The organism is Xenorhabdus sp. Sc-CR9 (genome assembly GCF_963897815.1).
In the GTDB taxonomy this organism is placed as follows: Bacteria; Pseudomonadota; Gammaproteobacteria; order Enterobacterales; family Enterobacteriaceae; genus Xenorhabdus.
The window spans coordinates 22783-47619 of the sequence record NZ_CAWQTY010000097.1; the positions used below are offsets into that span (position 1 = coordinate 22783).

Consider the following 24837-nt stretch of genomic DNA (forward strand, 5'->3'; position numbering starts at 1 on the left):
GTTAGTCTCTGAACATTCGCCGGCACGATGCCACTGATGACGGAACCGCATAAACATCTATGAATAAATGTTATCCAACTCTGCTGGCCACAATGGTATGGGCAGCACTCTATAGTCAGCAAGCTCATGCTGATCTCGCAGCACAATGTATGCTGGGCGTACCTGTCTACGATAAGCTGATTATCACAGGCGATCCCAATAAAATGCCTGTTAACATTAAGTCTGATGATACTCACGGTGAATATCCCTACTCAGCTGAGTTCATTGGTAATGTTGATATCCAACAGGGAAACAAAACACTGACAGCCGATAAGGTACGGCTTGAACAGACACAGGATAAAGAGCCAATCCGTACTATTACCGCCATCGGTAACTTCAGCTATGATGACCCCCAGATCATTTTAAAAGGGCCACGGGCTTGGGCTAATTTGAATAATAAAGACACTGACGTAGAGCAGGGCAAGTACCAGATGGTCGGCCGTCAGGGACGTGGTAGCGCAGATAAGATGATGCTGCGTGATGAAAACCGCTATACTATTTTGAATAATGGGATATTTACCTCCTGTTTGCCGGGCAATGATAGCTGGAGTGTTGTCGGCTCAGAAGTGATCCTCGACCGTGAAGAAGAAGTAGCTGAAATCTGGAACGCTCGTTTTCGGATTGCCAATGTACCCGTGTTTTACAGCCCATACTTGCAGTTGCCGATTGGTGACAAACGCCGCTCTGGTTTCTTGATCCCCAATGCCAGTTTTTCCAATAAAGACGGTTTTCAGTTCCTGCTGCCATATTACTGGAATATCGCTCCGAACTATGATGCTACGATCACTCCGCACCTCATTACTATGCGTGGCTTTAAACTGGATAATGAATTCCGTTATTTAACCAAAGCAGGTACGGGTACGGTTGCGCTGGATTGGATTGGTCATGACCGCCTGTATGAGGAAGACAAAAAACTCGGCATCAAACCTGAGCGGGACAGCAGCAACCGTTGGTTATTCTACTGGAATCACAGTGGTGTCATGAATCAGGTTTGGCGTTTCAACGTCGATTATACCAAAGTCAGCGACCCTAGCTATTTTGGTGATTATTCTTCACAGTACGGCTCCAGCACCGATGGCTATGCCACTCAAAAATTCAGTATTGGTTATGCTCAGCAAAACTGGGATGCCACACTGTCAACCAAACAGTTCCAGATATTTACCGCAAGTGATAGTAGAAAAGCTTACCGAACTGAACCTCAATTGGATCTAAACTACTATAAGAATGATCTGGGGCCATTTGATTTTCGTACCTACGCCCAAGTAGCTAAGCTAACCAGCGTAGGAAAAAACAATCCAGATGCAACTCGCTGGCATCTGGAGCCGTCCCTTAATCTGCCGCTCTCCAATGGCTGGGCCAGCATCAATAATGAATTTAAAGTGATGGCTACCCATTACGAGCAGGATATTTCCCCTGAGATACAAAAAATAAACCCCTCATTGGAAAAATCAGTTGACCGTGTTCTGCCTGTGTTTAAATCAGACGCGAAAATAGTGTTTGAACGCTCCATGTACTTTAATCAGGGTTACACCCAGACTCTGGAACCCCGCGTTCAATATCTCTATGTGCCTTATAAGAATCAAAATAACATTAATAACTTTGATTCATCCCTGCTGCAAACAGACTATACCGGATTGTTCCGTGACCGCTTCTACAGCGGGTTAGACCGCATTTCATCGGCTAATCAATTTACCACGGGTATAACCTCACGTATTTATGATGAAGATTTAGTTGAACGTTTTAGCCTGTCCGTGGGTCAAATCTACTACTTTGAACGTCCACGTACTACTGATACAGATCCCAACTCAAGCGGCAAAGGTATTATCAGGAACAAACAAGGTACAGGGCCGACTACATGGGCCGGAGATGTACACTGGAAAATCAGCGATTCTTGGGGTTTCAAAGGTGGGTTACAATACGATAACCGACTGAGCAGTGTAACCATGGGCAATGCGGTTGTCGAATACCACCGGGATGCCGACCGCCTGCTGCAATTAAACTATCGCTTTGTCGATCGCGATTATATTCAGGCTACACTTGGGACATTACCCGCTTACCAGCAAGGAATTTCACAGGTGGGTCTGGCAGCAAGCTGGCCATTGTCAGATCGCTGGGCGTTTGTGGGAGCGTATTACTACGATACCAAAGAAAAACAGCCTGCGAGTCAAATGGTGGGTCTGCAATATAATACTTGCTGCTGGGCAATCAATGTGGGTTATGAACGCAAGATCGTCAACTGGAGATTCGGCAGCAGCCAATATGACAACAAATGGTCATTCAATGTTGAACTTCGTGGCTTAAGTAACAATCATAGTCTGGGTAGTCAGAAAATGTTGCAGCAAGGTATTCTTCCATACCAGCGTGCATTCTGATACCGATAAACACAATGTATACCGAATAAACTTCAAGTTGCAGCGCGGCGGCAAGAGAACACATCTCCAAAAACATAGCCAATCGTTTGTTGATAAAAAACGATGACTGAGATGAGTGAGCGCAGTCAGCAAAGCAGCAACTTGAAAGATGACGGGTTAAACACAATAACCCCGCCAAGGCGGGATTAATATAATGGGAAATGTATGAAGAACTGGAGATCCCTCGTTCTCGGATTGATGTTTTCAGTAAATTCTGTCGCAATAGCAGCACCACAAGAAATCAATAAGGTCGCTGCCGTTGTTAACAATGATGTCGTACTGGAAAGTGACGTCAACAGCCTCTTACAAACCGTTAAACGCAATGCAAAACAGGCGGGTCAGCAGATACCGGATGAGAAAGCTTTGCGTCATCAGATCCTTGAACGCCTGATTATGGATGATATCGTTCTGCAAATGGCTGAACGGATGCAGATTACTATTCCTGATCAAGCTTTGGATTCTGCGATCACAAATATCGCGGCTCAAAACCATTTGAGCCTTGCCCAGTTGAAACAAAATTTGGTTACAGATGGAATTAACTTTGATACCTATCGTAATCAAATCCGCAAGGAAATGACTATCGCAGAAGTACGTAATAATGAGGTACGTCGCCGCATCACGATCTTGCCACAAGAAGTTGACTCACTGGCTAATCAGCTTGAAGGCCAAAATAGTCAGAATACGGAACTGAACATCAGCCACATCTTGATTCCGTTGCCAGAAAATCCGGATCAGGCTCAGGTTGAAAAAGCCGGGACGATTGTCAAAAATATTTTGTCTGAACTCAAGAACGGTGTCGATTTCGGTAAACTGGCCATCACTTATTCTGGTGACTCTCAAGCCCTGAAAGGGGGCAATATGGGTTGGAGCAAACTACATGAGCTACCCTCTCTGTTTGCTGAACAACTCAAGTCCGCACATAAAGGGCAGATTATTGGCCCACTCCGTTCTGGTGTTGGTTTTCACATTCTTAAAGTGAATGATATCCGTGGCGATCATATGCCAATCGCAGTCACCGAAGTCAATGCCCGTCATATTCTGTTGAAAACTTCACCTGTCATGAATGATGAGAAAGCCCGCAATGATTTGATGAAACTCAGAGAAGAGATCTTAAGCGGCAAAACTACATTTGAAGAAGCCGCGAAAGAGTATTCTGAAGATCCAGGTTCAGCTATGCGTGGTGGAGAGCTGGGATGGAACTTGCCAAGTACCTATGATCCAGCCTTCCGTGATGCATTGACAAAATTGCAAAAAGGCGAGATCAGTCAACCTGTTCACTCTTCTTTCGGCTGGCACTTAATCCAACTGCTTGATAGCCGCAAAGTTGATAGAACGGATGCCGCGCAGAAAGATCGTGCTTATCGCCTGCTGTTCAACCGTAAATTCAATGAAGAAGAACAAAGCTGGATGCAGGAATTACGCGCTTCCGCTTATGTGAAAATTTTAGATGGTAGCGATGCAAAACAATAAACCCATCATTATCACCCCCGGCGAACCGGCCGGGGTTGGTCCAGATTTAGTCATTGCCCTCGCCCAACGAGAATGGCCTATTCAATTGGTTGTCTGCGCTGATCCGGAAATGATGCTCTCCCGAGCCAGACAACTCAATTTGCCTTTGCAACTACAAACTTATTCCCCTGAGCATACTTCTTTATCACAAGCCGCTGGAACATTGACTATTCTGCCTGTTTATCTCCAATCCCCGACCATTGCGGGTGAGTTAAACCGAAAAAACGGAACTTATGTCACGGAAACATTGGCAAAAGCCTGCGATGGTTGTCTGAATGGCGAATTCTCCGCATTGGTAACCGGCCCTGTTCATAAAGGGGTTATCAATGATGCCGGAGTCTCTTTTACCGGACATACTGAGTTTTTTGCTGACCACAGTAAATGCTCAAGGGTAGTCATGATGCTGGCAACGGAAGAGCTTCGGGTAGCATTGGCGACAACACACCTGCCGATTCTGGATGTGCCCAAGGCAATTACCTTTGATTCCCTGCGGGAAGTAGTCACCATTCTCAACCATGACCTCAAAACCAAGTTCGGTATCCATCGCCCCCATATTTATGTCTGCGGCCTGAATCCTCATGCCGGTGAAGGAGGACATATGGGACGTGAAGAAATAGACGTGATCATTCCAGCATTAGAGAGCCTGAGGGCAGAAGGGATATGGCTGGAAGGCCCATTACCTGCTGATACACTGTTCCAACCTAAATATTTGGATCATGCCGATGCTGTGCTTTCGATGTATCACGATCAGGGGCTACCCGTGTTAAAATACCAAGGTTTTGGCAGAGCAGTGAATATTACGCTCGGTCTGCCATTTATCCGAACGTCTGTCGATCATGGCACAGCACTCGAGCTGGCGGGGACAGGTCAAGCTGATGTGGGTAGTTTTATCACCGCATTAAATCTAGCAATTAAAATGATACAAAACAGTAATGAATAATAAAGTCCATCAAGGGCATCATGCCCGTAAACGTTTCGGGCAAAACTTTTTAACCGATCAGTTTATTATTGATAGCATTGTCGATGCGATGAATCCACAAGTGGGTCAAGCTGTAGTGGAAATTGGCCCTGGTCTGGGAGCATTGACTGAACCCGTTGGTGAGCGCATGGATAAAATGACGGTTGTCGAACTTGACCGCGATCTTGCTGCCCGCCTGCACGTTCATCCAAAATTGAAAGACAAGCTGACAATTATCCAGCAAGATGCAATGACCGTTGATTTTGGTCAGATTGCCAAAGAACGCGGGCAGCCTTTGCGCGTATTCGGTAATTTGCCTTATAACATTTCTACGCCATTGATGTTCCATCTTTTCAGCTATACTGATGCCATTGCTGATATGAGTTTTATGTTGCAAAAAGAAGTGGTCAATCGCCTGGTCGCAGGGCCTGGCAGCAAAGCCTATGGACGTTTAAGTGTGATGGCACAATACTACTGTCAGGTTATTCCAGTTCTTGAAGTGCCACCTACAGCATTTACGCCAGCACCAAAAGTAGATTCCGCCATTGTGCGTTTGATTCCGCATAAGGCCATACCCAATCCGGCTCATGACCTTCGTGTGTTATCCCGGATTACAACTCAGGCATTTAACCAACGCCGAAAAACAATCCGCAACAGCCTTGGCAATATCTTCTCCGTTGAGCAGTTATCTGAATTGGGCATTGATCCAAGTACGCGGGCTGAAAATATTTCTGTCGAGCAATACTGTAAGATGGCGAATTGGTTATCGTCCCAGCCTAAAGAAATTGTCGGAAACCAATAAACAGCCGTCACAGTAACAGGAGGCACTTATGCTCAACGAACCAAGAATTCATATTCAAGTACAAAGTACTTACGTAGAAAGCCAATCACAACCGGAACAACAACGTTTTGTGTTTGCTTATACAATATCAATTCGCAATCTTGGGCATTCTCCCGTGCAGCTAATTAGCCGTTACTGGCGTATAACCAATAGTGATGGTCACCAAACAGAAGTTCAGGGTGAAGGGGTTGTGGGAAAGCAGCCTTTGATCCTACCAGGAACAGAATACCGTTACAGCAGCGGAGCCATTCTGGAAACCCCCCTGGGTACTATGGAAGGCCATTATGAAATGATTGATCATGATGGTCGCCCATTTCGTACCGCTATTCCCGTGTTTAGGCTGGCTATTCCTACACTGATAAATTAACGTATGGCTACATATCTTATCGGCGATATTCACGGCTGTTACCGTGAATTGATCGCCTTATTAGAACAAGTCGATTTTCATTCCAATAACGATACCCTATGGCTGACGGGTGATCTGGTTTCCCGTGGCCCTGATTCGCTGGCAGTGCTTCGTTATATAAAACAACTCGGCTCGGCGGCTAAATTAGTATTGGGTAATCACGATCTGCATCTGCTGGCTGTTTACGCCAAGATCAGCCGCAATAAACCAAAAGACTTGCTAGATGAATTACTTTCGGCACCAGATATTGATGAGCTGATAAACTGGCTGAGAAAACAGCCCATGTTACAGATTGATGACAAATTAAAACTGGTCATGACACATGCAGGACTCACGCCACAATGGGATCTGGAGACAGCCAGAATGTGTGCCCGTGAAGTGGAGGCTATTCTTTGCAGTGACAGTTATCCTCTGTTCCTCAATGAGATGTACGGGGATATGCCGAATAACTGGGCACCAGAATTAAGCGGCCTTGCTCGGTTACGTTTCAGTACCAATGCACTAACACGGATGCGTTATTGTTTTCCAAATGGTCAGCTGGATATGATCTGCAAGTCTAAACCCGAAAATGCCTCTGCACCACTGAAGCCTTGGTTCGAATTACCGCGTAATATCCCTGAAGACTATTCCATTGCATTTGGTCATTGGGCGGCACTGGAAGGCCGGGGAACGCCTGCCAATATTTATGCACTGGATACGGGCTGTTGCTGGGGAGGAAAATTGACAATGCTGCGTTGGGAAGATAAGCAATATTTCAGACAAGATTCATTGGGTAACAAATCACCAGTCTGAATCAGTGACACAGGAGTGCCTGTCGGCACTCCGCACGCACGTAAGGTTCAATTACTCTCGGCGTTCCAGAATTTCAAAACAATATCCATGAGAGTTGTTTTCATCCTCATCATGATATTCGGTGAAAACTGAATTCCACTCATCAGGCTCATAATCAGGGAAATGAGTATCACCAATCACTTCTGCATCAATATGAGTCAGATACATACGGGAGGCAAGAGGAATGAACTGTTCATACACTTTTCCTCCCCCCATCACCATAATTTCTTCAATATCACCGGCGGCGGCCAACGCAGCTTCGATAGAGTTTACCCAAGTGACCCGATCATCACTCGCAGGTTGACTGCTGATCACGATATTCAGGCGTCCCGGTAAAGGACGGCCGATCGATTCATATGTAACCCGCCCCATCACAACTGGCTTTCCGAGCGTATTGCGTTTAAACCAGGCTAAATCACCCGGAAGAGTCCATGGCATGGCGTTTTCCATACCAATAACTCGATCCATAGCCATCGCAGCAATCAAGCTGATATTCATTAAATCACCTTACAGGCAAGTAGTATGAAAATTTGGGACACTATACGGAAAGGGTCAGTCTCCGTCGATAAGATTAGCAATTTATTCAGAGTAAATAGTTTGTTTGCACACGAATTGTTAAATAGTCCATTGTTTAACCCGTCATTCTGACGCAAATAGTATTCAAAACAGCTAAGAAATTATCGATTAGAAGTCAGGAGGATTGACAACCAACTGTCCCGCAACCCCATAATCTGCCATTTCCAATCTCTGACTGTAGTACATAAAAGGGAAATGCTCATAAGACGGCTTCATCATATTCACCAGTAATTCAGCTCGCCCATCAATCCAAACCGTATCTTTCCAGCCATAATCCTGTGGTTCGGGGCGATTGCCATTCAGGCTAATGACTTTAAACCTTACCCCTTCAATATGAAAAGGCTGAGGGACGGTTGTTGTAATTACCCAACGTTCCCATGCCCCTTGCTGGCTGGTTATATCGATGCGGTTATCACTCAGCAACACACCATTAATTCCCTGGGAATAATCTCCCAGCGCGAGTTGACGATTGCGGATAGAAGAGCTGATGTGTGGATTATCAACCACGAGTTGAGTTGGTAATTGATCCGCCACTAAAGGGAGCAGCCCGCTCGCTTTCAGCGTCAAAACTGTGGTTGACACTAGTTTAGTCGAAGCCTCAAACAACCCTTTCAGACGATCGATTACACTTGCGGATTCTCCGGCTGTAATGGTCACATTCTCGACTTTCGACATATCCACCAGAACCTCACGACGTTCTCCAGGCGCGAGTGGCAACTCCTGCACAGCTACAGGCGCAGGCAGCAATCCTTGGTCAGTGCCAATCATATAGAATGGACGCCCATCACTGAGCTGCAACTGATAGCGTCGGGCATTAGAAGCATTCAGTAAGCGTAGTCTGACCCAACCTCTGGCAACTTCAACAAAAGGATTTTCGACACCATTAACAACCAGAGTATCACCGAGAAAATCTTTGTTGGCGGGAGGGTTATATTGAGGTACGCCAAAATTATCTAATTGTTTATCCTGCAAAATAACCGGAAAATCATCGACACCATAATGTGTAGGCAAAGACAACTTGCGACTGTCTTCATCTTCCACCAGCCACATACCTGCCAACCCTGCATAAACATGTTGTGCCATGCGATTCGGCGTGTTGGCGTGATACCAGCAGGTCGCTGCCTGCTGATCGATTGGGATAACCGGAGACCAGCTTTCCCCTGGTGATATCACACGTGTTGAGCCTCCCATCAAAGTTCCGGGCACCAGCAATCCGCCTACTGTCATTGACACATCTTCAGACAGGCGATTGCTATATATCAGTTTAATATTATCGCCCCGACGAACCCGAATAGTTGGCCCTAAATAATGTCCATTGATACCCCAGACCTGAACTTTATTCTGACCATTGAACGACCATCTGGCTTTTTGCATGGCTAAAAATAAAGGTTGTCCTCCCCGGGATTCCAGTAAGGGAGGGAGTGGTAATTTCGTTTGTTGATTTTTGTTGGCCCGAACCGCAAAAGGGAGTGTCCCTAAACACATAGCCAAACCAGATGCCTGAATAAACTGGCGCCGACTCAGTGACATACTTTCTCCACGGCAGGAATCGTTTCCATGACAGGAATAGTCTCCACGACAAAAATAGCAATCAACAATAATTGCTTATGCGAACGCAAACGCGACGCAATTACTGCATAATTCAAATAATTTCTGGGATGAATACCCCGATATTGTGGCTATCAGGATTTATTATTCTATCGATTGCGTTTAATAAAAACGGTAATTTATTAAACGCAATCATATCTCGAATAGGAAAGAAATTCTAAAACTATCTTAAATTTATAGCTAGAATTCGCCCAAAATGAGGGAAGATATATTTGATGATCAAGGTCATTTTATCGCCATTAAATTATCTTTGCTTATTAAGTGCCTCGACTTCTTTATCCAATTCAGCAATTTTCGCCTGCATCATTTGCCGACAATGTTCTGCCAGTTCACGAACCTGCTCTTTAGTGTATTTTGTGGTATCAACCGCAGGCAATATTTCGACAATAACGGTGCCATTATTCCAACGGTTAAATTTTATTTTACCGTGTGTTGAAGAAACACAAACAGGAACGATAGGTACCCCTGCTGCAATAGCGGCATGAAAGGCTCCGGTTTTAAATGGCAGCAAACCGCGACCACGGCTGCGCGTTCCTTCCGGGAACATCCAGACCGAAATTTGATGTTTTTTTATCTGATTAACAACCTGTGAAATAGTACCGTGTGCTTTTGTCCTGTTTTCTCTGTTGATCAAAATATTGCCCGTCAGCCAATAAAGCTGACCAAAAAAGGGAATAAATACGAGACTTTTCTTGCCCACGGTGACAGTGCGTGGCTGCACTGTATTCGACATAGTAATCATGTCGTAATTGTTTTGATGATTGCCGATGTAGATACTAGGCCCGTATTGCTGAACTTCTGCCGGAATACGCTTCAATAATTTGATACCAAATATTTTGTGCAATTTGCCAAAGGCATGACCAAAGGTCATAACATGACGGGGATTACGCGGGCTGAATAAACAGTAAATACTGCCGAAGATACAGATAAAGAGAGTAAACAGAATAACAATAATTCCACGAATGAATGCTAGCATAGCTGCCTCTTGCAGAGCAGGCCAGTGATTACACTGACCCGCAGTTATAATTTGATCCCTTCATTTTTCAAGTTGTGGCTTTATTGATTGCTCTGCAACATGAAACCTATGGGTATGTTATTTATTGGCTCAACTTATTATTTGGGCATTTCCACAACGATACGTTCAACACGCTGTAATCCACGAGGCAGCGAGGTTCCCTTACGCCCTCTCTCAGCCCTGAATTTCTGTAAATCTACCGGACGAAGTTGTAACTTGCGCTTACCGAAGTAGAGGGTAATTGACGATTGTGGAGACAATACCAGCAACCAACTCAGCATATCTTCCCCTGATGCAGCCTGCGCAGCCGGAACGGAAACAATTTTGTTACCCTTGCCCTTCGAAAGCTGAGGCAGATCAGCCACTGGGAACATCAACATACGACCCATTTTGGTAATCGCCAGCAGCATGTCATCCTGCTCACTGTTGATCTGCAAAGGCTGCATCACCTTGGCATTTTCAGGCAAAGTAATCAAAGCCTTACCCGCACGGTTTTTGGCTATCAGATCACTGAAAGTACAAATAAAACCATAACCCGCATCTGAAGCCATCAAGAATTTCTGATCGTCTGTCGCTGTCAAAAGATGCTCGACCGATGCTCCGACTGGCAATGCCAGTTTGCCAGTCAATGGTTCACCCTGCCCTCTGGCAGAGGGTAAATCCAATGGATCGATGGAGTAACTCCGCCCTGTTGTATCAATGAAGACGACAGGCTGGTTGCTCTTGCCACGCGCCGCACTGCGGAAATTGTCACCGGCTTTGTAATTCAGGCCAGCCGGATCAATCTCATGTCCTTTTGCACTGCGCACCCAGCCCATTTCGGACATAACAACCGTAATCGGTTCAGACGGCAAGATATCATGATCGCTCATGGCCTTCGCCTCCGTGCGCTCCTTCAATGGAGAGCGGCGAATATCACCATAACTTTCCGCATCAGCGATAATCTCTTTTTTCAGCAACGTATTTAACTTACGTTCAGAACCCAGAATAGCCTGAAGTTTGTCACGCTCTTTCGCCAGTTCTCCCTGCTCACCGCGAATTTTGACTTCTTCCAGTTTCGCCAAGTGACGCAATTTCAGTTCCAGTACAGCTTCAGCCTGCGTTTCGGTTAAACCAAAACGCAGCGTCAACACTTGCTTCGGCTCATCTTCATTGCGAATGATATGGATCACTTCGTCAATATTAAGATATGCCACCAGCAAACCGTCCAAAATATGCAGGCGTTTAAGCACTTTTTCCAGACGGTAATTCAGGCGATTACGCACCGTTTCACGACGGTAAACCAGCCACTCACTCAAGATCTCAACCAGACCTTTAACCGCCGGGCGGTTATCCAGCCCGATCATATTGAGGTTAACGCGATAGCTTTTTTCCAGATCTGTGGTCACAAACAGGTGGTTCATCACTTGTTCAACATCCACGCGGTTGGTACGCGGTACAATCACCAAACGTGTTGGGTTTTCGTGATCGGATTCATCACGCAGATCATCCACCATCGGCAGCTTTTTCGCCCGCATCTGGCTGGCGATTTGCTCCAGGATCTTGGCACCGGAGACTTGGTGGGGCAGAGCGGTAATCACAACATTACCCTCTTCTTTGGACCATATCGCACGCATACGCACAGAACCGCGACCATTTTTATAGATCTTGCGGATATCTTCTTTTGACGTGATGATCTCAGCTTCGGTCGGATAATCCGGCCCTTTGACGTACTCCATCGCTTCATCAAGCGATAGATCAGGCTTCTCCAGCATCGCAATCAGTGCATTCGCCACTTCGCGGGCGTTATGCGGAGGAATGTCAGTCGCCATACCAACAGCAATGCCGGTTGTCCCATTCAGCAGAATATTCGGCAGGCGCGCAGGCAGCATTTTTGGCTCCTGCAATGTACCATCAAAATTAGGTACCCAGTCCACTGTGCCTTGTCCCAATTCGCTCAACAGCAGTTCGGAATATTTGGACAGGCGGGATTCGGTATAACGCATTGCCGCAAAAGATTTCGGATCATCCGGCGCTCCCCAGTTACCCTGACCATCTACTAATGGGTAACGGTATGAGAAAGGCTGTGCCATCAAAACCATGGCTTCATAACAAGCCCCGTCTCCGTGCGGATGGTATTTACCCAGTACATCACCCACAGTACGGGCAGATTTTTTAAATTTGGCGCTACTGCTAAGCCCCAATTCTGACATCGCATAGACAATACGGCGCTGAACCGGTTTTAAACCATCACCGATAAAAGGCAGCGCCCTGTCCATGATGACGTACATGGAATAATTTAAATAGGCGTTTTCAGTGAACGTGTGAAGCGGTTGACGCTCCACACCATCGTGAGTTATCTCACTCATGTATTATTTCCTCAGAATCTGTCTTGACTACCGTGCTTATACTTCAATGTCGATGGAATCACCCTTCTCTTGCAGCCAATTACGGCGATCTTCTGAGCGTTTCTTCGCCAGAAGCATATCCATGACTGAGAGGGTTTCCTGATAATTCTCATCGTCGATAGTCAATTGCACCAGACGGCGAGTGTTGGGATCTAATGTGGTTTCGCGCAACTGTATCGGGTTCATTTCACCCAATCCTTTAAAGCGCTGGACATTCGGTTTACCCCGCTTGCGGCTCAGGCGATCCAGTATGGCGCTCTTTTCCCCTTCATCCAGTGCATAATGCACTTCTTTACCGAGGTCAATGCGATACAGTGGCGGCATTGCCATATAGACATGCCCGCGTTTTACCAGTGTCGGAAAATGGCGGACAAACAGGGCACACAGCAACGTTGCAATATGCAAGCCATCGGAATCAGCATCCGCCAATATGCAGACTTTACCGTAGCGAAGCTGGCTGAGATCGTCACTGTCTGGATCGATACCAATCGCAACAGAAATATCATGCACTTCCTGCGAAGCCAGAACTTCATCGGAAGAGACTTCCCATGTATTCAGGATCTTCCCTCGCAGCGGCATGATCGCCTGAAATTCACGGTCGCGGGCTTGCTTTGCAGAACCGCCCGCTGAATCCCCTTCCACCAGAAACAGTTCAGTGATATTGAGATCTTGCGCAGTGCAGTCTGCCAATTTACCCGGCAATGCTGGGCCGTTGGTCAGCTTCTTACGTACCACTTTCTTCGCGGCACGCATTCTGCGCTGGGCACTGGCAATCGCCATCTCAGCAAGTTGTTCCGCATCCTGAGTGTGCTGGTTCAGCCACAGGCTGAATGCATCTTTCACCACGCCGGAAACAAAGGCTGCTGACTGGCGTGAAGAGAGACGCTCTTTAGTCTGTCCGGCAAATTGTGGGTCTTGCATTTTGAGGGATAACACGTAAGCACAGCGATCCCAGATATCATCGGCAGAAAGTTTGACACCACGCGGCAACAAATTACGGAATTCACAGAATTCACGCATGGCATCCAGCAAACCCTGACGCAAGCCATTGACGTGGGTTCCGCCCTGTACTGTCGGAATCAAGTTAACGTAACTTTCCGCCAGTAATTCGCCACCTTCAGGCAACCAGAGCAATGCCCAGTCAACCGCTTCGGTATCCCCGCTTAATGTGCCGACAAATGGGGATTGTGGCAGCGTTACTAACCCGTTGACGGCTTCCAGCAGATAATCTGTCAGCCCATCGGCATAACACCATTTCTGCTCGGTATCGTTCAGTTTGTCCTTAAAGACAATTTCAACGCCCGGGCACAATACCGCCTTAGCTTTCAACAAATGCGTCAGGCGAGTGACAGAAAAACGGGGAATATCGAAATAACTTTCATCAGGCCAGAAATGGACACTTGTTCCGGTATTGCGTTTACCACAGCTGCCAATGACATCCAGTTCTTGAACTTTTTCGCCATTTTCAAAGGCAATTTGATGAACCTGACTGTTACGACGAACAGTGACTTCCACACGTTTGGACAGGGCGTTGACCACAGAGATCCCAACACCATGCAAGCCACCAGAAAATTGGTAATTTTTATTGGAGAATTTTCCTCCCGCATGCAGGCGGGTCAGAATCAATTCAACAGCAGAAACTTTTTCTTCAGGATGGATATCAACCGGCATACCACGGCCATCATCTATCACTTCCAGAGACTGATCGCTGTGAAGGATCACTTCAATATGCTTCGCGTGACCAGCCAGAGCTTCGTCCACACTATTATCGATCACTTCCTGTGCCAAATGGTTCGGACGGGCTGTATCAGTATACATTCCGGGACGACGGCGAACTGGCTCCAGGCCACTGAGGACTTCAATGGCCTCTGCGTTGTAACTAGATTGAGTCATGTTGTAATTCTGTCGGTTGCTTCGTTATTAGAGGGCCAATCAGTATTGATATACTGTTGATAATACCAGTCGCTTACCTATTTTTGGCAATTTTTTTACTATTGCCACTGGTCAGCCCCAAGAAGTTGATGATTTGAGGGAAATAACATTCGAAGCCCACAAAAGAATGATTCCCACCGGATTCAATCGTCTGCCGGCATTGCGTCAGGTAAGCAACGGCTTGACGGTAATCAAGTAGTTCATCCCCTGTTTGCTGCAATAACCAGATGAGATCAGGGGATACCAGCGGATCGATGTGCATCACTTTGAGATCATGTATGTGGCTTTGTTCAAGAGTATACCGCTCTTCGGTATAGGGATTCACGTTTTCCCCAAGATAATTCTGAAGCAAGTCAAATGGACGTACTGCTGGGTTGACGATCACAGCAGGCAGACCAAAGCACTGGGAAAGCCAAATAGACAGATAACCGCCAAGGGAGGAACCAACCAGCCCGATGTTCTCACCAGAACGCCCCATTACCAGTTCTTCCAGCAAAATAGCCGCATCTTCAGGATAAGGGGGCAATTGCGGCACCAGCATGTCAATTTCAGGATGATGCTGGTGCAACCAAGTTCTCAGCGCATTCGCTTTCGCTGATTTGGGCGAACTATTGAAACCATGTAAATAAAGTAACGTTGACATTAATACCCGTCCGAATCTAAATCCGGGCAAAACTCGTTACTCTTAAGCCTGTGAACCTGTGTTTGCAGCCCCACGTCTTGGTTGCCATTCACAGACAATTCGAGATAACGCCATCCCGGAGCCACTGTATCAAGCATAAAATTAGTACAATGTGGCTTAAATTGCACACAGGTTGATGGTGTTGCCAAAACACGAATGCCATTCCACATATCATCAATTTCTTGATGAATGTGCCCACACAAGATGGCTTTTACCTGTGTCTGGCCTTTCAATAATTCAGATAATTCGGGGGCATTGCGCAAGCTGTGCTGATCTAACCATGTGCATCCAGACGGTACAGGATGATGATGAAGCATAACAACCGCATGGCGATCACTGTGCTCATCCAGACATTTTTTCATCCACTCTAGCTGATAATCTGTCAATTCACCATGAGGAACACCCTGTACCTGACTGTCCAGCATAATTAACTGCCAGTGCTGCCCGATAAATATCTGCTTGGAAGGAGAAATCCCTGCGGCTGCCAACGTATCGACCATTGCGGGTTGATAATCGTGATTACCGGGTAACCACACACAAGGAGCAGACAAACGGGCAATTCCCTCAGCAAAATGCTGATAGGCACTGATGGTTTGATCTTGTACCAAATCTCCCGTGGCAACAATCAAATCAATATCGAGATACTGCTCAAGGATCATATCCAGTACAGCATGATAACTGTTGTAGGTATTGACACCCAGCAGTGAGTCACCTTTATTGGCGAAAAGGTGCGTATCAGTAATTTGCAGTATTCTGGTTGTGGCGCCTTTTGCCACAGGTACTTCAAGCAGGCTTTCCAAAAGGTTTCCTTTTCCTGTCGATCATAAGGGTTATTTTAACGTGTCTTCATGCAAAAGATCTGCTGACTGGGGCACACTTCCCGTTTTCCAGAGTAAATTAAGAATCATTACCCAGCCACGCTTTCCTAAGTTTTTCATGGTGCAATGCCAGCCACTGTATTGCAATAACCGAAGCCGCATTATCGATAACTCCCTCTTCCACCCATTGATAAGCCTGTTCACGGCTGACCACAAGAACGCGGATATCTTCATGTTCACCTTCCAGACCATGAACTCCTGATGCGGTGGAAGCATCAACTTCGCCGACAAAAATATTCATGCGTTCTGTTGTACCGCCGGGGCTGGAAAGATAACTCAATGCCGTCTGGCAGCGCTTAACTTCAATGCCTGCCTCTTCCCCTGCTTCACGGCGAACTACCTGTTCAGCGCTTTCACCCTCTTCAATCATGCCGGCAATGACTTCCAACAACCATGGTGTATCACTGGTTTCAATCGCGGGAATGCGGATTTGTTCAATCAAAACTACTTCATCGCGCACCGGATCATAAGGCAGCAGAACAGCGGCATGACCCCGCTCAAAAACCTCGCGCCGAACTGTTTCACTCCAGCCGCCCCGAAACAGGCGATGCCTGAACTGATACTCCGTCATTTTGAAAAAACCACGATAAAGTGTTTTTCGGGAAATCACTTCTACATCTTGTTTCGTAAAATTGTATATAGAGGAAAAATTTTCGTTCATAAAACCCCCTGATTATTTTTAAAATTTCCTATTATTAAAATGTATTTTGCTCGATTGATCTAAATAAATTCATTTCAATGATACAAACAAGATGAAAAATGAGGCAATATGGCACAAACAGCCACCCTACCCTGCTGGCATTCTCTGCTAGAATCTGTGCTATTGGTTTTATGCAGAGGCAACTTAAGCAAAATAGCTGCACAACAAGGAACGCAAATGAAAAAATTGCTCTCTCTTTTTATTGCTATGAATCTGGTAGGTTTTAGTACTTCAAGCCATGCAGCGGATCTGCTACAGATTTATCAGCAAGCGAAAGAAACAAATCCCGAACTGCTTAAGGCACAAGCTGACCGCAATTCGGTGGTTGAAAGAATTAATGAAGCCCGCAGTTCGTTGCTGCCTCAATTGGGTCTAAGTGCGGGTGTTAGTTATAGCAAAGGCTTTCGCAGCAGCAGAAATTCAGAATCTCACGGCACAAATGCTGGTCTGCAACTCACCCAGACCATCTTCGATATGGCAAAATGGAATAAGCTGAGCCAATCGGAGAAAAATGCCGGTATTGCAGATATCAGCTATCAGGCAGCACAACAAAAATTGATTCTGGATACTGCCCAAAAATATTTTGATGTTCTGAATAAAATTGATGCATTGACCTACAGCGAAGCCCAGAAAGCTTCACTGTACCGCCAGTTGGATCAAACTACCCAACGCTTCAATGTGGGCTTGGTTGCCATTACTGATGTGCAAAATGCCCGTGCTCAATATGATTCTATTCTGGCGCAAGAAGTTTCCAATCGGAACGCGCTAGAAAATGCACTGGAAGAACTACGCACAGTCACAGGAATTTACTACCCACAGCTGGCCTCATTGAATATTGACCAGTTCAAAACCCAAAAACCTGAACCCGCTAATGTTGTCCTGAAAGAAGCAGAAACTCGCAATCTAAACCTGTTATCAGCACGTTTAAAGCAGGATCTAAGCCGCGAACAAATCAAAGAATCACAAACCGGCTATATGCCAACTATTGATTTGAAAGCAAATAGGGGAATTGAGAATAACCATACACGCGGAAAAGAACGCAGAGATAACTATACCGGAAATAATTCCGTTTCATTATCTTTAAATCTGCCTCTGTTTAATGGTGGTGCCACCTATTCCCAAGTGGAGCAAGCAAAATATAATTTCGTCAGTACCAGCCAGGAATTGGAAAGCACCTACCGCAAGGTGATACAAGAAGTTCATTCTTCTTCTAATAATATCTCTGCTGCCATCAGTAGTGTTAAGGCCAACAAACAGGCCGTACTTTCTGCACAAAGCTCACTGGATTCAATGGAAGCAGGTTATCAGGTCGGAACCCGCACTATCGTTGATGTGCTGGAAGCTACAACCAAGCTGTTTCAAGCTAAGCAAAACTTATCTAAAGCTCGCTACGACTATCTGATTTCACAATTAAGTATCCAACTGGCTCGTGGCGCCTTGAATGAAAACGATTTGGTCACATTGAACAAAATGCTGGGCGCGCAAGTCTCAACTGCTGCCAGCAGTATTATCAAAGAGATGGAAACACCATCAGTTCGCTGATTTAATGTACTATCGTTTACGATTAAAAAAAGTTATATTAAAAACGCTATACTAATAAAGAAAACAGCCCGCCAATCCGATTGTGTGGGCTGTTTTTTAAGCCTATCTCTGAGAGCCATTCCCATTGGGCACCATAAATGGGATATGCTCTTAATTAGTTACCCTCAAGATGGATGCCCCCTATGACTATTATTTCTTTCATACCCAGGAAACGGACAAAAGAGATAAATCGGGATTCTTTCCGCAAAACGTGGCGAAGCTATCGCCTGACACCAGTTGCACTGGCTGTCGGTGCTGTTTTTATGCTGTCTGCCTGTGAACAGAACGATGAAACGGTCTCACTCTATACCAATGCCGATGAGTGTTCTCAGGCGAATCCTTCTCAAAGCGAACAATGCACACTCGCTTACAACAATGCTCTGAAAGAAGCAGAGAAAACCGCACCGAAATATGCAACCCGCGAAGAGTGTGTGGCTGAATTCGGTGAACAGCAATGTACCCAAGCCCCCGCTCAGGCTGGAGTCGGTGAGGCTCAGGCACAACAGAACAGCAGCGGCAGTTTCTGGATGCCCTTGATGGCAGGCTATATGATGGGACGTTTGATGGGCGGCAGCTCTGCGCCATCTCAGCCACTGTTCACATCAAAATCAGCCGCCAGCCCAGCCAATGGTAAGTTTGTTGATGCAACGGGTAAAAGCTATGGCCCTGCCACTGCCGGTGGTCGCAGCATGACTGTGCCGAAAACCGCAATGGCACCGAAACCAGCCACCACCTCCACCATTACCCGCGGCGGGTTCGGTGAATCGGTAGCGAAGCAATCGACTATGCAGCGTTCGTCTGCGAACTCAAGTTCCAGTTCTTCCCGTTCTATGGGTGGTTAATTAAGTATGAAACGCATTGGAATTACCGAGCGCCCGGATTGGCGCGAAAAAGCGGCAGAATATGGCTTCAATTTCCACACTATGTATGATCAGCCATACTGGAGTGAAGAGGCTTATTACCAGTTCACGCTGAACCAGATTGAAGAAATTGAAGACGCAACGGCAGAGCTGCACCAAATGTGTTTGCAGGTCGTGGAAAAAGTGGTCGATAGTGAAGAGCTGCTGACAAAATTCCAGATCCCGAAACACTGCTGGGAGTTTGTCCGCTCTTCATGGGTAACCAGCCAGCCTTCGCTCTATTCCCGTCTGGATCTGGCCTATGATGGCAAAAATCCACCCAAGTTGCTGGAAAACAACGCCGATACACCAACATCATTGTATGAATCGGCCTTCTTTCAGTGGATCTGGCTGGAAGACCAAATCAATGCGGGCAATCTGCCGTCAAATGCCGATCAGTTCAACAGCCTGCAAGAAAAGCTGATTGACCGTTTTATTCAGTTACGTGAAAAACATGGCTTTGGCCTGCTACACATGGCCTGTTGCCAGGATACTGAAGAAGATCGTGGCACAATCCAATATTTGCAGGATTGCGCAGCGGAAGCGGGTATTCCAACCGAATTCCTGTTTATTGAGGATATCGGGCTGGGTGAAAAAGGGCAGTTTACTGACTTGCAGGATCAAGTGATCGGCAACCTGTTTAAGCTGTATCCATGGGAATTTATGCTGCGCGAGATGTTCTCTACCAAGCTGGCCGATGCAGGTGTCCGCTGGCTGGAGCCAGCATGGAAGAGCATTATCTCCAACAAAGCACTACTGCCAATGCTGTGGAAAATGTTTCCGAATCACCCGAACCTGCTGCCAGCGTATTTCGCGGATGAACGTCCTTCTGATATGGATAGCTATGTTATTAAACCGCTATTCTCCCGCGAAGGTGCCAACATTCGCATCATTGAAAATGGCAAAGAAGTCGCCAGTGCCGATGGCCCTTACGGGGAAGAAGGCATGATCGTGCAACAGTTCCACACATTACCAAAATTTGGTGATAACTATGCGTTGATCGGTAGCTGGCTGGTGGATGATCAATCAGCGGGTATCTGTATCCGTGAAGATCGTGAGTTAATTACTCAAGATCTGTCACGTTTCTACCCACATATTATTCTGGATTGATACCGTTACCCAATCTGAATCGACAGCATACTCAAAGAGCCGTCTTCAATGCCCTCCACCGGAGTTGAAACCGGCTCTTCTTTGTCCCATGTTCCTATCACATATAGCAACGGCAGGAAATGCTCCGGTGTTGGATTGGATAATAGGCCATCTTCCCTATCCAACGCCGTAAACAGCGGATGAGGCTCTTCACGGCTGGTCAAGCTTTCACGCACAAACTGCTCAAAAGAAAGCGCCCATGGAAACGGTTTTGCTCCGATTTCTTCGGCTGGCAGGTTATGTACGACATTCCCACTCCCCAGGATTAAAACGCCTTCATCCCGCAGTAAAGTCAATTTCTTGCCAATTTCATAGTGAAAAGAAGCGGGTTGATTGCGATCTATACTCAGCTGGATAACCGGAATATCTGCATCGGGATACATTTTCGCCAAAATACCCCAAGATCCATGATCCAGTCCCCAATGTTCGAAATCAGTCTCGACCTTAATTGGTTCAAGGATATCCTGCACCAGCACCGCCAGCTCAGGGTATCCTTTGGCCGGATACTGTTTTTCATGCAATTCTCTGGGAAAGTTACCAAAATCGTGGATAGTTCTGGGCTGAGCCATCGCAGTCACAGCAGTACCCTGTGTGTACCAGTGCGCAGAAACCACAAGAATTGCCCTTGGTCTGGGCAATTTATTCCCCAGTTCAAACCAGGCACGTGAGTAACAGTTATCTTCAATGGCGTTCATTGGACTGCCATGACCAACGAATAAAGCAGGCATTCTCAGGAGACTCATTTTCGCCCCTTACAGCAAATTAAACAGTTAACCCGTCTTTCAAGTTACGGCTCTGTTGGCGGCATCTTGAAATCTATTGGGTATAAGATAGTGAATTGTGAATTGTGATAAAAACGCTATGACAAGATTAAGACTTTTCTTCCCTGAATATAGCCAATCAAAAATGATGGAGTGTTTCAAAAATACTGAAAGGCCACAGGGTGTGGGCTGTAGCCTCTCATACGTACATGCGATATATTTCCCTCACCTTCCGGGTTATCGTGCCAATATAGCGATACAATAGCCTGAAGCCTGATGAGTATAACCGATATATTCTTCCTCAATCTGTTTTCTGTCCAATGCCAAGAAAACAGTACCATTTAGAAATAATTTCAACATTTACTTTTAGATAACTTAACTGAGTAAGTTATCAGCTAGCTGCCTTTGCTATTTTTAGACGGTAACTCACCAAATCTTCAATGGTGACTATCGGCATATTATGCTGTTTGGCGAATTCAATCACTTCAGGTGCACGAGCCATTGAGCCATCATCCTTTGTCAGTTCACACAGCACTCCCGCAGGCTTGAAGCCAGCCATTGTCACTAAATCAATGGTTGCTTCAGTATGACCACGGCGGATCAGAACCCCTCCAGATTGCGCGCGCAAAGGAAAAACGTGCCCAGGGCGGTTCAAATCGCTTGGCTGAGCATCCTCTGCAATAGCAGCTTGAATTGTCGTGATACGATCTGCTGCCGACACGCCGGTTGTTACGCCTTGTGCAGCTTCAATAGTCACGGTAAAAGCAGTTTGATACTGGCTGGAGTTGTTTTCTACCATCATAGGCAATTCCAACTGCTGGCGACGTTCTTCAGTCAAGCAAAGACAGACAATTCCACTGCCATGACGAATGGTGAGTGCCATTTGTTCCACCGTCATCGTTTCGGCGGCAAAAACCATGTCACCTTCATTTTCACGATTTTCATCGTCCAGCACCATCACGCCTTGACCCACACGTAAAGCAATAAGTGCGCGTTCAACACGTTCAAATGGCGTACCATATGAGGAAAGTAGCGTCTGATTCATGGTAAAGAAACCTCTTTTAAATGTATGGATTACCAGAATCAGGGCAATTTTGAGGAGTTCGTATTGCTCAATACTACAGCAATAAAAACAACAGACGAGCGCAGGCACTCGATTGATGCTGTTATTCTCTCCCATCCGGACTATCACCGTCGGCTCCAGAATCACACTGGATCTGCTGACCTCTGCCATATCTCCGTCGTCTTTCAAGTCGCAGCGTTGTTGGCTACGTTCACTCACCCCAGTCACATAGTTAACTATGCTCTTGGGGATTAATGAAAGGCTCCTGCCTTTCACCGGAGGCCAGCCTTTGGCTGGGCAAATTCGCTCCCGACGAATTTGTCATTCCCTTGCCGCCTAGCTACATCTTGAAATCCATTGGGTATATCCTCTATTGAATTTCAAAAAATCCAAAATTAGGGATAACAACAAACAGAGCGCTCGCGGGCTTCATAAAATAATCATTCGATCATTTTATGTTACCGCCGGTAGGGACTTTCACCCTGCCCTGAGATAAACGTTTTCACTATAGCGCTAATGACTTGGGGGAGCAATCTACAAAAATCAAATATGAAACCTGACTCGCAATCATTTATGCTTTCGCCATCAGGTACTAAAATACGCCAACACTAGTATTTCATAAGCACAAGTATTTCGTAAAAGGATGCCCATCATGCTCGACCCAAAGAAAATTGAACAAGTTGCCCGCCAGATCCATAATTCTATGCCGAAAGGCATTAAAGAATTTGGGGATGACGTAGAAAAAAAATTGCGTACCGTTCTGCAATCTCAGTTAAGCAAATTGGATCTCGTCAATCGGGAAGAATTTGATGTCCAGACTCAAGTCCTGCTGCGCACCCGTGAAAAATTGGTCGCAATGGAACAGCGTTTGAATGAGTTGGAAGCCCGTCTTGAAGGGACAGAGAAAAAAACTGAGCAGGCTGAATAATTGGAATAATTGTATGAGGGGAAATACCAGCTCCCCGCCAAAGGGGCTTAAGCGGCTCATTTTATCAAGCGCTTAAGCCCCCTTTGTTTTAAATAGGGTTACCGAAGTTGGATGAATAGAGATGAAAATTGGCTAAATCACCAACAAAAAGGAACCTTGAAAGGCGAAAGGGATATGCCGTTATGCCTAAAAAAACATAACGGCATCACAACGATAAACTTACTGGCTCTTAATCGTTTTGATGATATTGGTTGTTGAAATACCATCCTCGAAGTTCAATACCTTCACTTCTCCACCAGCAGCCCAAACCTCTTCACTACCGGCAATCTCTTCTGCCTTGTAATCTCCGCCTTTGACTAAAATATCCGGCAGAATGCCTGCAATTAGGCGCTGGGGTGTATCTTCTTCAAACTCCACCACCCAATCCACAGACTCCAATGCTGATAACACGATCATACGCTGTTCCAGTGGATTTACAGGCCGGGTTTCTCCTTTCAGCCGTTTGGTGGAAGCATCACTATTGACGGCAACGATCAGGCGATCGCCCAATTTACGCGCATTCGAGAGATAAGAAACATGTCCGGCATGAAGGATGTCAAAACAGCCATTGGTCATGACGATACGTTCACCACGCTGACGAGCCTGTCCGACAGCTTCTTTCAGCTGGGATTCACTCATCATGCCAAATCCGGTTTCTGCACGCCCACGCACTGCATTTTCCAGTTCCACAGGCGAAACAGTAGAAGTTCCCAGTTTGCCAACCACCACCCCCGCAGCAGCATTTGCAAGATAACAAGCTTCGTTCAGTGGTTTTCCGGCAGCCAGGGCCGTGGCCAATACGCCAATGACAGTATCTCCCGCCCCAGTAACGTCAAACACTTCCTGTGCCTGAGTCGGTAAATGCAAAGGAGGCTGCCCGATACGCAGTAAACTCATGCCGCGTTCAGAACGTGTGATCAACAGCGCTTTCAGCCCCAAATCCTTTACCAGTTGCATACCCTTTTGCACCACATCATCATCACCTTTGCAGTGTCCTACAACAGCTTCAAATTCTGACATATTTGGCGTGAGCAGCGTTGCGCCACGATAGCGTTCAAAATCGCTGCCTTTTGGATCGATCAGGACAGGAACATTAGCTTCATTGGCCAGCTTAATCATTGCCTGAACCTGATTCAGTGCGCCTTTGGCATAATCTGACAGCACCAACGCCCCAATATGCGGCAAGGATTGCTGAATTTTCTCCAGCATCGGCTGTGCATCCACATTCTGGAAACCTTCTTCAAAATCCAGACGGAGCAATTGCTGATTACGCGATAATACACGTAGTTTGGTGATGGTTGGATGAGTTGGAACAGGAACAAAATCACATTGGACTTTCACACTGCTGAGTTTTTCATTCAATGCACGTGCTGCATCATCAATGCCCGTTAAACCGATCAAACGCGAATTCGCGCCCAATGATGCAATATTCATGGCAACGTTAGCCGCTCCACCCGGGCGTTCTTCAATATTTTCTACCTTAACCACGGGAACGGGAGCTTCCGGTGAAATACGGCTGGTTGGGCCATACCAATAACGGTCTAACATAACATCGCCAACAACCAAAACACCTGCACGATAAAAATCAGGGAGTGTTACTTTCATCCCATGCTCCAAATATCAAAATAAACTGTTGTGGATATT

Annotated in this window: 21 protein-coding genes; 10 read left to right on the forward strand and 11 right to left on the reverse strand. The window is 46.2% G+C overall.

Features of this window, described 5'->3' with window-relative positions; all coding sequences use genetic code 11:
• The first annotated feature begins 59 nt into the window (after positions 1-59).
• The 6 genes from lptD to apaH all read left to right on the forward strand — a co-directional run bounded on the left by lptD (position 60) and on the right by apaH (position 6956).
• On the forward strand, positions 60-2411 hold the full coding sequence (gene lptD / locus AACQ81_RS04530; protein WP_237386477.1) for an LPS assembly protein LptD: 2352 nt from the start codon (positions 60-62) through the stop codon (positions 2409-2411).
• A 204-nt stretch (positions 2412-2615) separates the two neighbouring features.
• On the forward strand, positions 2616-3920 hold the full coding sequence (gene surA / locus AACQ81_RS04535; RefSeq protein WP_237386478.1) for a peptidylprolyl isomerase SurA: 1305 nt from the start codon (positions 2616-2618) through the stop codon (positions 3918-3920).
• The gene (pdxA, locus tag AACQ81_RS04540) at positions 3907-4899 is read left to right on the forward strand and encodes a 4-hydroxythreonine-4-phosphate dehydrogenase PdxA (protein ID WP_237386479.1); all 993 of its coding nucleotides are present in this window, start codon (positions 3907-3909) and stop codon (positions 4897-4899) included. Before surA ends, pdxA begins: the two co-directional genes overlap by 14 nt.
• Positions 4892-5719, forward strand: a complete 828-nt coding sequence (rsmA, locus tag AACQ81_RS04545; protein ID WP_237386480.1) for a 16S rRNA (adenine(1518)-N(6)/adenine(1519)-N(6))-dimethyltransferase RsmA — start codon at positions 4892-4894, stop codon at positions 5717-5719. The genes pdxA and rsmA overlap by 8 nt, the downstream gene beginning before the upstream one ends.
• A gap of 28 nt (positions 5720-5747) precedes the next feature.
• Entirely contained in the window at positions 5748-6125 is a 378-nt protein-coding gene (apaG, locus tag AACQ81_RS04550; protein ID WP_237386481.1) for a Co2+/Mg2+ efflux protein ApaG, read from the forward strand.
• Positions 6126-6128: 3 nt separating this feature from the next.
• Positions 6129-6956 carry a bis(5'-nucleosyl)-tetraphosphatase (symmetrical) ApaH gene (gene apaH, locus AACQ81_RS04555; RefSeq protein ID WP_237386482.1) on the forward strand — a complete coding sequence of 276 codons (828 nt, stop codon included), beginning with the start codon at positions 6129-6131 and terminating at the stop codon, positions 6954-6956.
• Positions 6957-7007: 51 nt separating this feature from the next.
• Here apaH and folA read toward each other — a convergent pair whose 3' ends face one another.
• The 8 genes from folA to nudF all read right to left on the reverse strand — a co-directional run bounded on the left by folA (position 7008) and on the right by nudF (position 16734).
• A complete protein-coding gene (gene folA, locus AACQ81_RS04560; protein WP_237386483.1) occupies positions 7008-7493 on the reverse strand; it encodes a type 3 dihydrofolate reductase in 486 nt (161 codons plus the stop codon).
• Positions 7494-7679: 186 nt separating this feature from the next.
• Positions 7680-9101: a cell division protein FtsP gene (gene ftsP / locus AACQ81_RS04565; RefSeq protein WP_237386484.1), complete on the reverse strand. Its 1422-nt coding sequence runs from the start codon at positions 9099-9101 to the stop codon at positions 7680-7682.
• A 322-nt stretch (positions 9102-9423) separates the two neighbouring features.
• Positions 9424-10155, reverse strand: coding sequence for a 1-acylglycerol-3-phosphate O-acyltransferase (locus AACQ81_RS04570; RefSeq protein ID WP_237386485.1), 732 nt, complete (start codon positions 10153-10155; stop codon positions 9424-9426).
• 137 nt (positions 10156-10292) lie between these two features.
• Positions 10293-12542: a DNA topoisomerase IV subunit A gene (gene parC, locus AACQ81_RS04575; RefSeq protein ID WP_237386486.1), complete on the reverse strand. Its 2250-nt coding sequence runs from the start codon at positions 12540-12542 to the stop codon at positions 10293-10295.
• A 36-nt stretch (positions 12543-12578) separates the two neighbouring features.
• On the reverse strand, positions 12579-14474 hold the full coding sequence (gene parE / locus AACQ81_RS04580; RefSeq protein ID WP_237386487.1) for a DNA topoisomerase IV subunit B: 1896 nt from the start codon (positions 14472-14474) through the stop codon (positions 12579-12581).
• A gap of 73 nt (positions 14475-14547) precedes the next feature.
• Positions 14548-15156: an esterase YqiA gene (yqiA, locus tag AACQ81_RS04585; protein WP_237386488.1), complete on the reverse strand. Its 609-nt coding sequence runs from the start codon at positions 15154-15156 to the stop codon at positions 14548-14550.
• The gene (gene cpdA, locus AACQ81_RS04590) at positions 15156-15995 is read right to left on the reverse strand and encodes a 3',5'-cyclic-AMP phosphodiesterase (protein ID WP_237386489.1); all 840 of its coding nucleotides are present in this window, start codon (positions 15993-15995) and stop codon (positions 15156-15158) included. Before cpdA ends, yqiA begins: the two co-directional genes overlap by 1 nt.
• Before the next feature lie 97 nt (positions 15996-16092).
• Positions 16093-16734 (reverse strand): ADP-ribose diphosphatase, encoded by a 642-nt coding sequence (nudF, locus tag AACQ81_RS04595; protein WP_237386490.1) that lies wholly within the window; start codon positions 16732-16734, stop codon positions 16093-16095.
• A 216-nt stretch (positions 16735-16950) separates the two neighbouring features.
• Here nudF and tolC point away from each other — a divergent pair, with 216 nt between their 5' ends.
• From tolC to AACQ81_RS04610, 3 genes are all read left to right on the forward strand, one after another.
• Positions 16951-18315: an outer membrane channel protein TolC gene (gene tolC, locus AACQ81_RS04600; protein ID WP_237386513.1), complete on the forward strand. Its 1365-nt coding sequence runs from the start codon at positions 16951-16953 to the stop codon at positions 18313-18315.
• 182 nt (positions 18316-18497) lie between these two features.
• Positions 18498-19196, forward strand: a complete 699-nt coding sequence (locus tag AACQ81_RS04605) for a DUF1190 family protein (RefSeq protein WP_237386491.1) — start codon at positions 18498-18500, stop codon at positions 19194-19196.
• Between the two features lie 6 nt (positions 19197-19202).
• A complete protein-coding gene (locus tag AACQ81_RS04610; RefSeq protein WP_237386492.1) occupies positions 19203-20363 on the forward strand; it encodes a glutathionylspermidine synthase family protein in 1161 nt (386 codons plus the stop codon).
• A 5-nt stretch (positions 20364-20368) separates the two neighbouring features.
• Here AACQ81_RS04610 and ygiD read toward each other — a convergent pair whose 3' ends face one another.
• Together ygiD and ribB are read right to left on the reverse strand one after the other, a co-directional pair.
• Positions 20369-21145 carry a 4,5-DOPA dioxygenase extradiol gene (gene ygiD / locus AACQ81_RS04615; protein WP_237386493.1) on the reverse strand — a complete coding sequence of 259 codons (777 nt, stop codon included), beginning with the start codon at positions 21143-21145 and terminating at the stop codon, positions 20369-20371.
• Between the two features lie 409 nt (positions 21146-21554).
• Complete coding sequence (ribB, locus tag AACQ81_RS04620; RefSeq protein ID WP_237386514.1) at positions 21555-22208, reverse strand: 3,4-dihydroxy-2-butanone-4-phosphate synthase; 654 nt, start codon at positions 22206-22208, stop codon at positions 21555-21557.
• Positions 22209-22878: 670 nt separating this feature from the next.
• Here ribB and ubiK point away from each other — a divergent pair.
• A complete protein-coding gene (gene ubiK, locus AACQ81_RS04625) occupies positions 22879-23154 on the forward strand; it encodes a ubiquinone biosynthesis accessory factor UbiK (RefSeq protein WP_237386494.1) in 276 nt (91 codons plus the stop codon).
• Between the two features lie 219 nt (positions 23155-23373).
• On the opposite strand, the gene hldE is transcribed toward ubiK, so the two are convergent.
• Positions 23374-24798 (reverse strand): bifunctional D-glycero-beta-D-manno-heptose-7-phosphate kinase/D-glycero-beta-D-manno-heptose 1-phosphate adenylyltransferase HldE, encoded by a 1425-nt coding sequence (gene hldE, locus AACQ81_RS04630; RefSeq protein WP_237386495.1) that lies wholly within the window; start codon positions 24796-24798, stop codon positions 23374-23376.
• Positions 24799-24837: the final 39 nt, after the last annotated feature.